Origin of the sequence: Litorilituus lipolyticus (genome assembly GCF_006439335.1) — a bacterium.
Lineage (GTDB): Bacteria > Pseudomonadota > Gammaproteobacteria > Enterobacterales > Alteromonadaceae > Colwellia > Colwellia lipolytica.
Genome location: NZ_SAWY01000018.1, coordinates 80,717 through 91,173 on the forward strand (window position 1 = coordinate 80,717; position 10,457 = coordinate 91,173).

General features: G+C 38.0%; 10 protein-coding genes. All 10 read left to right on the forward strand.

Annotation, left to right across the window (positions count from 1 at the left end; all coding sequences use genetic code 11):
* The first annotated feature begins 14 nt into the window (after nt 1-14).
* On the forward strand, nt 15-2,258 hold the full coding sequence (locus EPA86_RS08005; RefSeq protein WP_140602914.1) for a multiheme c-type cytochrome: 2,244 nt from the start codon (nt 15-17) through the stop codon (nt 2,256-2,258).
* A 70-nt stretch (nt 2,259-2,328) separates the two neighbouring features.
* Entirely contained in the window at nt 2,329-3,294 is a 966-nt protein-coding gene (locus EPA86_RS08010) for an AAA family ATPase (RefSeq protein WP_140602915.1), read from the forward strand.
* A 10-nt stretch (nt 3,295-3,304) separates the two neighbouring features.
* Nucleotides 3,305-4,273 (forward strand): DUF58 domain-containing protein, encoded by a 969-nt coding sequence (locus EPA86_RS08015; RefSeq protein ID WP_211664916.1) that lies wholly within the window; start codon nt 3,305-3,307, stop codon nt 4,271-4,273.
* 1 nt (nt 4,274) lies between these two features.
* Nucleotides 4,275-4,796 (forward strand): DUF4381 domain-containing protein, encoded by a 522-nt coding sequence (locus tag EPA86_RS08020; RefSeq protein WP_140602916.1) that lies wholly within the window; start codon nt 4,275-4,277, stop codon nt 4,794-4,796.
* Complete coding sequence (locus tag EPA86_RS08025; RefSeq protein WP_140602917.1) at nt 4,789-5,805, forward strand: vWA domain-containing protein; 1,017 nt, start codon at nt 4,789-4,791, stop codon at nt 5,803-5,805. Before EPA86_RS08020 ends, EPA86_RS08025 begins: the two co-directional genes overlap by 8 nt.
* Nucleotides 5,806-5,936: 131 nt before the next feature.
* Nucleotides 5,937-6,770 carry a vWA domain-containing protein gene (locus tag EPA86_RS08030; RefSeq protein ID WP_170309595.1) on the forward strand — a complete coding sequence of 278 codons (834 nt, stop codon included), beginning with the start codon at nt 5,937-5,939 and terminating at the stop codon, nt 6,768-6,770.
* 5 nt (nt 6,771-6,775) lie between these two features.
* Nucleotides 6,776-7,495, forward strand: a complete 720-nt coding sequence (locus tag EPA86_RS08035) for a tetratricopeptide repeat protein (RefSeq protein ID WP_140602919.1) — start codon at nt 6,776-6,778, stop codon at nt 7,493-7,495.
* Nucleotides 7,488-8,813 (forward strand): BatD family protein, encoded by a 1,326-nt coding sequence (locus tag EPA86_RS08040; RefSeq protein ID WP_170309597.1) that lies wholly within the window; start codon nt 7,488-7,490, stop codon nt 8,811-8,813. The genes EPA86_RS08035 and EPA86_RS08040 overlap by 8 nt, the downstream gene beginning before the upstream one ends.
* Before the next feature lie 57 nt (nt 8,814-8,870).
* Nucleotides 8,871-9,218 carry a DUF3302 domain-containing protein gene (locus tag EPA86_RS08045; protein WP_140602921.1) on the forward strand — a complete coding sequence of 116 codons (348 nt, stop codon included), beginning with the start codon at nt 8,871-8,873 and terminating at the stop codon, nt 9,216-9,218.
* A 1-nt stretch (nt 9,219) separates the two neighbouring features.
* Complete coding sequence (locus EPA86_RS08050) at nt 9,220-10,365, forward strand: HlyD family secretion protein (RefSeq protein WP_140602922.1); 1,146 nt, start codon at nt 9,220-9,222, stop codon at nt 10,363-10,365.
* The last annotated feature ends 92 nt before the right edge of the window (nt 10,366-10,457 follow it).

Sequence of the window (10,457 nt, forward strand, 5' to 3'; positions counted from 1 at the left end):
TACGTAAGCACTATATGATCATCAAGCAAATTACATTTATAGCATTTTTTATAGTATTTTTTATATTCACGATTTCAGCTACTGAATATGTCGGGGTAAAACAATGTGAAAGTTGTCATCAAAAAGAATACCAAGCATGGCAAGGGTCTCATCATGACATGTCAATGAAACACGCTAATAGTGCTTCTGTACTTGGTAACTTTACTGATTTCAAATTTGTTGAAAACAATCAAGCTAATCGCTTTTATCGTAAAGAAAACCAGTATTGGGTTAATATAAAAGGGCCTGATGGTAAATTTCATGATTATCAAATTAAATACACCTTTGGCTATGAACCACTACAACAATATATGGTTGAGTTTGATGATGGCCGAGTGCAATTAATCCCTTTCGCTTGGGACTCTCGCCCAAAAAGCCAAGGTGGTCAGCGTTGGTTCAATTTATACCCGCAATTCACACAAAATCATCAAGAGTTTTTCTGGACTAATACAGGACAGAACTGGAACTATATGTGTGCTGATTGCCACTCCACCAATGTCAGCAAAAACTTTGATGTAGAAAGTAACAGCTATAAAACAGCCTTCAGTGAAATTAACGTTGCCTGTGAAGCATGCCATGGGCCTGCAAGTGAACATATTAAATGGACAAAACAAATAAATACTGATGATAATATTGATAAAGGCTTTTCTCGGGATTTATCAAGATCAGTTAAAGCGTGGGCATTAAAAGACAATGCAACAACTATGTCACCTACTTCAATCAAGCATAGTCAACAAAACCTCGTGTGTGCTCAATGTCATAGTCGCCATGTCCAAATAAGTGATAAAGATCATATCGCAGCCAATGAATTTGGCGAACGATACATGCTGAGCTTAATCAACTCATCCTTATATTACCCTGATGGCCAAGTTTATGATGAGAATTTTGTCTATGGTTCTTTTTTACAAAGCAAAATGAACGCTAATGGCGTGGTCTGTAGTAATTGTCATGATCCTCACTCTGCTCAACTCACCTTACCTCAAGAAGTTATTTGTTTACAATGTCATCAAGCAGATAACTACGCTAATAAAAAACATCACAATCACAAAGAGTCATCCGCAGGTGCTCAGTGTGTTAATTGTCATATGCCTGAAACTACATACATGCAGGTTGATAATCGACGTGATCATGGTTGGCATATTCCAAGGCCTGATTTTGCCCAACAATTTAATACACCAGACTCTTGCTTAACATGCCATCAAGATAAAGATAGCCAATGGAGTGATAAACATGTTTTGTCATGGTTCCCTGATTCAACAATTAGAAGAGATGAACACTTTGCTCCCGTGTTTGCTGCTGCTGACCTAAATTACCCAGGTATATCTAAAGAGCTCTCTAAAATTGCGCAAACTAAACCTTACCCAGCAATCATTCGCGCATCTGCCCTTGATAGATTGGCCAATAAAGTCGATACAAATAGTTTAATCGCCATTGCTCGGGCAGTTAAAAGTGAAGAAAGTATCATACGCTTAGGTGCAATAAACGGTGCAATACAATTGCCTGCAGTTGAAAGGTGGCGAGTGCTCTCCCCTTTATTAACCGACGAAGTTCTTGCCGTTCGAGCTGAAGCAGCCTCTGCGCTTACGCCACTTTGGCAAGAGTTGAACCCTGATCAGCAACACCTTTTACAATCAGCACTAAACGATTACTTATCAATACAGCATTTTAATAATGATCGAGGCTTCGCACATACCAATACGGCGAATATACTTGTACACCAAGGTAAGTACACTGAAGCACAACAAGCCTATCAACAAAGCATAAAAATCGAACCTTATTTTGCGCGTGCTTATATTAATTTAGCTGAGCTGTATCGGTTACAAAAAAACAATAAACAAACTTTAATAACGCTATTAAACGGCTTTGAAAAAATACCCGATAGTGCTGAGTTAGCTTATGCGCTTGGTTTAGCCTACATCAGGAACAAGCAGGCAACAAAAGCCAACCTCTTCTTCGCTAAGGCAACTGAGTTTGCACCTGAAAATAGCAACTATTTTTATGTCTATGGTATTAGTTTAGAACAAACTCAACCATTAGATGCCTACAAAGCATTGTTACAAGCATACAGACTTAGTAACAACCCTCAGCACTTATACACACTATGTGATATGCAGTTAAGGAATAACTCTTCGCAAGCCAAGCAATGTTTATCTAAATTAAGCAAAGTGGCTCCTGATAATGTGATAAAGCAACTTAAAGCACAGTACAAAATAAATTAAACTTTTAGTTAACATAGTCAAACTTATTCGCTAAATTTAACAAGACGAAAAATATATTAAGGGATGAATAATGAGTCAAAGCTTAGAAGCCTTGCAGCAATTAAAAAATCAAATTCAGCAATCTGTTATCGGGCAAGAGCATGTTGTTGATTGTTTGCTTTTAGCATTGCTCACTAATGGTAATGTACTGCTTGAAGGTTTACCTGGAACCGCGAAAACACGTTCAGTTAAAAGTCTCGCTAAATCTTTAACCGTTGATTTAGGTCGCGTTCAATTCACCCCTGACTTATTACCTTCTGATGTTACAGGTACTGAGGTTTACCAAGAGGTAGAAGGTAAACCAACATTAACATTTCAACCAGGACCTGTATTTAATAATATCTTACTTGCTGATGAAATTAATCGCTCGCCTGCTAAAGTGCAAGCTGCCCTTCTTGAAGCGATGGAAGAAAGACAAATTACCGTTGCAGGTAAAACCTATACCCTACCTAAACTTTTTATGGTACTTGCAACACAAAATCCAATTGAGCAAGAAGGTACCTACCCTTTACCAGAAGCACAAATGGATCGCTTTATCATGAAAGTTACTGTGGATTATCCTGACGATGAAGCTGAAGCACAGATCATTAATTTAGTTCGTAGTGAAGAAAAATCGGTTGCTGAGTTTTCAACTATAGATCCTGAACATATTTTCTCAGCACGAGAAGAAATTCATCAAATTCATATGAGTGAAGCCATAGTCAATTACATTGTTGCTATTGTTATGGCAACCAGAAAACCAGAGCGTTTCGTTGACTCCCCGTTAAAGCAATGGGTAAGTGTTGGTTCAAGCCCAAGAGCGAGTATTTCCATTGATAAATGTGCACGAGCGGCTGCATGGTTAAAAGGCAAAACCTTTGTTGACCCTGACGATGTACGAGGCATTGTTCATAGTGTATTACGTCACCGTATTGTGCTCAGTTACGATGCCATGGCTGACGGTATCACCGCAGATCATGTCATTGATGAAATTTTAACTCAGGTAGCCGTTGCATAAAGGACAAAATATGTCTGAACAGTCCATGCCTGATTTAAAAAATAAACAAGCTGACCATCAAGTTTATGCGAGCTTAAACGAATTAAGGCGTCTCCAATATAAGACTCAAGGGTTTAATTTTTTACCAAATCAACCTGTTAATAGCCTACTTTCAGGTAAACATGTCTCACGTTTACGTGGTCGAGGGCTTAATTTTGAAGAGCTTAGACATTATCGAGCTGGAGACGATATTCGTTCAATGGACTGGAAAGTCACGCAACGAACAGGAAAACCACACATTAAGGTTTATACAGAAGAAAAAGAGCGTAATGTTTTCTTAGCTATAGATCAAAGAATGACGATGTTTTTCGGCAGCCAAGGTAAGATGAAGTCAGTCATAGCTGCAGAAGTTGCCGCTTTAATGGCTTGGCGCATCATTGAAACAGGCGACAGAATTGGTGCCGTTATTTACAATGATGATGATATTAAAGTTATCCCCGCAAAACGTGGCCACCAGCATGTTGTCAGTATACTTTCTGAAATTATCAAAAAAAATCATCAACTCTGCGTAACCAATAATCATATATCTTCTGAACAATCCGCTTTTTCAAGCTCATATAATAAAATGCTTATTAAACTTCGTAATGTCTGTGGGCATAATGCGTTAGTAATACTCATTGGTGATGGTCACGGCTGGAATAACCAAAGTAGTGACAACATTAAACAATTGCGTCAACATAATGAAGTGATTGCCTGTCACGTATTTGATCCTTTAGAGATGCAACTTCCTGAAATGTCGCAAATGGTTGTGAGTGATGGTAATTGGCAAATTCAGTTTTCGTCTGAAGACACACAAACACAACAAAAATATCAAGCAGAAATAGCACAGCAACTTAAAACCTATTCTGATACAGCCAAAAAGTATCGCATACCACTATTATCGATCAACACGTTAACCCCCGTTGAAAAACAAGTGCGTAAAGCTTTTGGTGGGGGTTAAAATGTCAATAATAAGAACCTTTATACCAACAGTTCAATTCGAACAACCTTGGGGAAATTATTTACTCGATAAACTAGTTGAAACAACTGCGCCTGAAGCCATTAGTTGGTTGCCACAAACCTTAGGCTGGAAAATCATTTTTACTGCCCTAATATTCTATACCTGCTATAAAGCATATCTTGCCTATAAAAAATACAAGAGAAACGTATATCGACGTAATGCCCTTGCATGGATAAAGCATTATCAAACCGATGAAGAATGGTTTTATCGGCAACTACCAAGTTTACTACGTAAAACAGCAATTACAGCTTTTGATAGAGCGCATGTGACTTCATTAATGGGTAATGATTGGGAAAAATGGTTAGATGCGCAATGTAAACAATCAGAGTTTTCTTCACGTTGCTCAACACAATTACATCAACTTGCTTTCTCCCCTGATTTCAATTTAACACCACAAGAAAAGATAGTGTTAGTGCAACAAATATCTACTTGGATCAAATTTCACAGGAGGCAGCATGATTGAATTTGCCCACCCTGAATTTTTAATATTACTACCACTGCCCTTATTAATCATTTGGTTGGCTCCAGCTTATAAAGAAAGAAAGCCGTCAGTGAAAGTGCCCTATTTCGCCCGCTTAGTCGATGTCACAGGTGAAAAGCCTGAAAGTGGTGCTGTGTTATTAAGTCGAAATAATATTCAACGATTTTTTATTGCATTAGCATGGTTATGCCTAGTTACAGCAATGACAAAACCAGAAAAAATTGGCCCAGCCATTGAACAGCAAAAATCAGCGCGAGATTTGATGGTTGCTGTTGATTTATCAGGCTCCATGTCTGTTGAAGACTTTACCTTAGAGAATAATAAAACAGTAGACAGGTTATCAGCTGTTAAACAAGTCTTAGCAACTTTTGCTCAGCATCGTGAGCATGACCGATTAGGTTTAATTTTGTTTGGTGATGCCCCCTACTTACAAGCACCATTCACTGCAGACATTACCACGTGGCTAACATTACTTAATGAAAGTGAAATTGGTATGGCAGGTCAAAGCACAGCTTTTGGTGATGCTATTGGTTTAGCTATCAGTGTATTTGAAAGCTCTGAAACTAAAAACCGTGTTCTTATTGCGTTAACCGATGGAAATGATACCGGCTCCAAAGTACCGCCAATTGAAGCCGCAAAGGTTGCAGCACGTTATGATATTAAAATTTATACCATCGCAATCGGTGATCCTACGGCTGTGGGTGAAGAGAAAGTTGATCTTGATGTTTTACAACAAATGAGTGATATAACAGGCGGTAAAAGCTTTCAAGCCCTAAATCGAGAGGAGTTACAGCAAGTTTACCAAGAAATTAACATTATGGAGCCACAACTATTCGATTCGTTATCGTTTAGACCTCGCACGAGTATTCATCATTATCCAATAATTTTATTTGCTTCTATTTACCTAATTTCTCTCTCGTTAGTTAGCCTACGCTTTTATATAAAAAGAAAGCGCCTAAAAACTCTAAAATCAGCTAATGAGGTCAATTAAAGATGGACTTCACTTACCTACAACATTTTCATTTTCTCAGGCCTTATTGGTTCTTAGCGTTCGTCGCATTCATAATTATTTTAAAACTGTTTGCTCAACGGGATGACACGTTAGCCATGTGGCGTAACGTTATGTCGACTAGCATATTGAAAAGTCTGACCGTTGAAGGAAATAACAAAAACTTACTGTCTCCACAGAAACTTTCGTTGGTTTTATCCATCCCCCTATGTATTGTGCTAATGGGCCCTACATGGCAACAACAGCCCTCTCCTTTTAGTGAAAATAATGCCCCGCTAATTATTGCCTTAGATGTATCTGAAACAATGGAGCAAAGTGACGTACAACCCAATAGACTCCTTAGAGCAAAGCAAAAAGTTTTACAATTGCTCGAATTAAGGGGCGATACAAAAACAGCACTAATTGCCTATGCTGGTAGTGCCCATATTGTAATGCCAATAACCAATGATAGAGAAATGATCAGGCATTTTCTTGATGTATTGACACCAAATTTAATGCCTAAAGAAGGCAAAGTACCTGAAGCAGCCTTACCTTTAGCAAAAGGGCTCTTCGCTTCAAGTCAGGTCCCGGGAACATTACTGATAATTGGTGATGGCGCAACATCGAATACAAGTAAACAGTTCGAGCAATTCTTCAATCAACAACCCCATCAGTTAATTGTATGGGCTATCGGCAAACCTGAAGAAGAACTAAACAACGACTCTGACAATGTCATCGCAATGCAATTGCCACAATTACAAGCTTTAGCAGATTCAGGAGGCGGAAGACTTGTAACTATGAGCCACGACCAGCAAGATATTGACCAAGTAAATCGCTATATAGAGCATAACTTAGTGATAGTAGAAGATGAAAGCCGCCCTTGGCATGATTCCGGTTATCCACTTGTTTTCGTGATGGCGTTCATTTTTCTTTTTTGGTTTAGAAAAGGCTGGACTTTACAATGGTAAATTCAATGCACTTTATCCAGATAAAGAAGCTCACAAATTATATTCATCATCATAAATCTTGGATTATAACTGCCATTGTGTCATCTTTGGTTTGCTTTGCTTTACTTAAACCGCAAGCTTTTATGGATTTATGGCTGACTAAGGATCAACAAGGCCAACTACTGTTTCATCAAGGAAAATATAATCAAGCGAGCAAAACCTTTGTTGATAACCGTTGGCAAGCTTATAGTGCTTATGGCGCTCAAGAATATAAAACCTCAGCTACCCTATACGGCCAATTCACTGAAAAAGAAGACTTACTTGCTCAAGCTAATGCATTAGCACATGGGCGAGAATACATTAAGGCACGTGATTTATACCAATCTATAATACAAACATTTCCAAATTATACTGCTGCCCAAAAAAATATAGCAATAGTTCAAGACATTATTGATGAAATTAATCTTCTCTCTGCGAACCAACAAGCCGAGCAAGGCGAATCTTCTAAAGATCTTGGTGATGAGCCACAAACGGCAGATGGTGCAGAGCGACAAGATGGGCCACCACAAGAACTTGAACAATTGACAGCTGAGCAGCTACTCCTTGATGATAACTTAAACGAAATGTGGCTTAGGCAGGTACAAAAAAATCCTGCTCGTTTTCTATCCCATAAGTTTTACTTACAGTTATCTTCAACTAAAAAAGCAACTATAAGTGATGCTGATGAGAGTACTGCTAATGATTAAATCACATATGAAGTTTTTCTCTTTTATGAAAGTTTCTCTTATTAAATTTCTTGCTGTATTTATTCTTTCGATTATTAATATGAAATTAGCTTTCGCAAGCAACATAGCACAACTTATTCTAGAAAATCAGTTATTAATCAGCGCTCAGATTAGAAATGAAAATACACCTATCGTAGGGCAACCTGTCGTTATATCGATTGAAATTGCCACTAACCGATGGTTTTCAAGCGGAACTCGAGTTAAGCCGTTTAAACTATCTAACACCGTTATATTAGCCCACAGTGAGTTAGCAATTAACGGGAGCAGACGTATAAATGGTGAAACTTGGAGTACGCAAACACGTGAAATCACGCTATATCCAACAAAGCAAGGTGATTATCAACTTCCGCCTATTGAAGTTTTTGTTTCCGTCAATACAGAGCAATATGGCATCGTTGAAGGCACAAGCACAACAGAAGCTCTACATTTTTCAACCGTTTTACCTGAAGCATTAGCTGAAATCCAACATTATATCGTTTCACCTAAAGTCACTGTTGAAATTGATGGTACGTTAAATAATGAAGAGCCTTACTCACTTGGTGAAGCTATTAGCCAGACAATTACTATAACTGCAGAAAATACGCCTGCCATGATGATCCCCCCTCTTGAACTTCCAACAATAGAAGGGGTAAGTATTTATCAAACACCAACGCGTATTTTCGATAAAAGTAATAGGGGCTCACTACTCGGTACGCGCATAGAGAGTAATACCTATATTTTTGAATTTTCAGGCACATACCAAATAGCAGAACAAACTGTGTTCTGGTGGAATACACAAACCCAGCAATTAGAGCAAATAACCATTCCTGCCCAACAGTGGCAGGTTTCTGGGCAAGGTTTGACAGCAAAGGTAAATAAAGCTTGGCTAAATCATTTTAATAACAAATTGTTTTTGATTGTACTCATAACTCTTTCAGTATTGTTATGTCTTGTTTTCTTGTTAAAACGATATCGTACTTGGCTAATCATGTTTTATAAAACACAAACTAAACAAGAGCAGCGTAAACTTGCCTCAGCTTTTATACGAGCGATTAATAAACAGCAATACCCTACAGCTTGCCAAATTTTATATCGATACCATTGGCATATTAACAAACAAAATGTGATACCAAGTAATCCATTATTGTCACAGCTTAATCAACAAACTTTCAAAAAAACAACAAGTAAAGAACAGCAATTCACAGAGGTTCAAGCAAAAAAGTTACTAAAATATATCAGGTCATTAGCAAAAATTAAGCAGGTTTCCACACCAAATAAACACATAAATTTGAATAACTAAATGAAGTAAACGGCTTCACCTTAATTACTTAATCAATAATCTCAATAAGGAACTCATATGTTAGATTATTTTGCCCTATTTCTAGTATTTTTCGTTGCCCTAGTCATTTTTTACGGCATCATCGCAATCCATGATATCCCTTATGAGATTGCCAAAAAGCGTAATCATCCACAGCAAGATGCTCTTCACATCGCTGGCTGGGTTAGCTTATTTACTTTACATGTGCTTTGGCCATTTCTATGGATCTGGGCAACATTATATCGAGAAGATAGAGGCTGGGGATTTTCTCATAAAACAACTGCATCTATGAATGACTTAGCTGCCATGCAAGAAGAGATTGCAACATTAAAAGTTCAGCTTGACGACCTTCATAGTCAAGTTATTGAACAACGCGAGGAGAAGTAATATGGATTTACTAATCATTGCAACTTATACCGCTATATGTATCACTATTTTCAAAGTATTTAAGATACCGCTAAATAAATGGACAGTACCTACCGCTGCTTTAGGAGGTGTCTTTATTCTTTCTGCTATTTTACTCTTGATGAATTACAACCATCCATATGCCAAATGGGGTAAAGATGTCTTCGTTTCCATACCCATTGTTCCACAAATTTCTGGAAATGTTAAAACAGTGAACGTGGAAGCTAATGTACTCGTTAAAAAAGGTGAGATTCTATTTACTTTAGTCAACGATGAACAGGTCATTGCCTTGCAAAAAGCCGAAGCAGCTTTAATCTCTGCAAAAGGAGATGAACTTGAAGATGACGCTGCCCTATTAGCCGCTTCAGCACAAGTTGCTAAAGCACGTGCTGACAGAGACAGAACTCGTAGTACTTACTTTCGGTACAAAGAAGCTCATGAAGATACTGACAATTCACCATTTACTGATCAAGAAGTTGAAAGCCGAAAGCAAGTTTACCAAGCTGACGAAGCCGTCCTCACTAAAGCGATAGCCGATGAAAAGCGTATTCTTATAGAAACTCAATCTTTAATTGGCGGTGAGGATAGCCAAGTTGCTCAATTAATTGCTGCTCGTAATAAAGCGCAACTCGATTTAGATAGGACAATTATTAGAGCGCCTGTTGACGGCATAGCAACACAGATAGCTATTAGGCCTGGAGTCAGAGCAACGTCTCTACCTTTAAGATCAGTAATGACTTTTGTGCCAAAAGAGAAAAGACATTTTGCTGGTGCATTCTTTCAAAATTCTATGTTAAGGCTAGAAAAAGGTATTGATGCGGAAGTTATTTTAGATGCGGTTCCTGGCCATGTTTTTAAAGGGAAAGTCGTCGATGTATTACCTGCGATGGCAGAAGGTGAAATTCAAGCCAATGGACAACTTATCTCTTCAGCACTAATTCAAAAACCTGGTTTTGCTATTGCTATCATAGAACTCGAAGAAAGTTTAGATGACTATAAACTTCCATTAGGTGTACAAGGTCAGGCCGTTGCAATAAACCACGAACATGACATTTTACATGTCTCACTCGTCAGGCGTATTCTACTTAGAATGATGGCTTGGTTAAAGTACGTTTACCCAATAAAATAAATTTGTGTTGTCCTGATATAGGTTGACACTTTTTTTCTAAAACGCCTGATGAATTTCATCAGGCGTTTTGTATTTTAAGGCCATATGAGGCC

Coding starts and splice junctions, on each gene's coding strand:
- EPA86_RS08010 (WP_140602915.1), top strand. CDS start 2,329: ATGAGTCAAAGCTTAGAAGCCTTGCAGCAATTAAAAAATCAAATTCAG.
- EPA86_RS08005 (WP_140602914.1), top strand. CDS start 15: ATGATCATCAAGCAAATTACATTTATAGCATTTTTTATAGTATTTTTT.
- EPA86_RS08035 (WP_140602919.1), top strand. CDS start 6,776: ATGCACTTTATCCAGATAAAGAAGCTCACAAATTATATTCATCATCAT.
- EPA86_RS08015 (WP_211664916.1), top strand. CDS start 3,305: ATGTCTGAACAGTCCATGCCTGATTTAAAAAATAAACAAGCTGACCAT.
- EPA86_RS08020 (WP_140602916.1), top strand. CDS start 4,275: ATGTCAATAATAAGAACCTTTATACCAACAGTTCAATTCGAACAACCT.
- EPA86_RS08050 (WP_140602922.1), top strand. CDS start 9,220: ATGGATTTACTAATCATTGCAACTTATACCGCTATATGTATCACTATT.
- EPA86_RS08025 (WP_140602917.1), top strand. CDS start 4,789: ATGATTGAATTTGCCCACCCTGAATTTTTAATATTACTACCACTGCCC.
- EPA86_RS08045 (WP_140602921.1), top strand. CDS start 8,871: ATGTTAGATTATTTTGCCCTATTTCTAGTATTTTTCGTTGCCCTAGTC.
- EPA86_RS08040 (WP_170309597.1), top strand. CDS start 7,488: ATGATTAAATCACATATGAAGTTTTTCTCTTTTATGAAAGTTTCTCTT.
- EPA86_RS08030 (WP_170309595.1), top strand. CDS start 5,937: ATGTCGACTAGCATATTGAAAAGTCTGACCGTTGAAGGAAATAACAAA.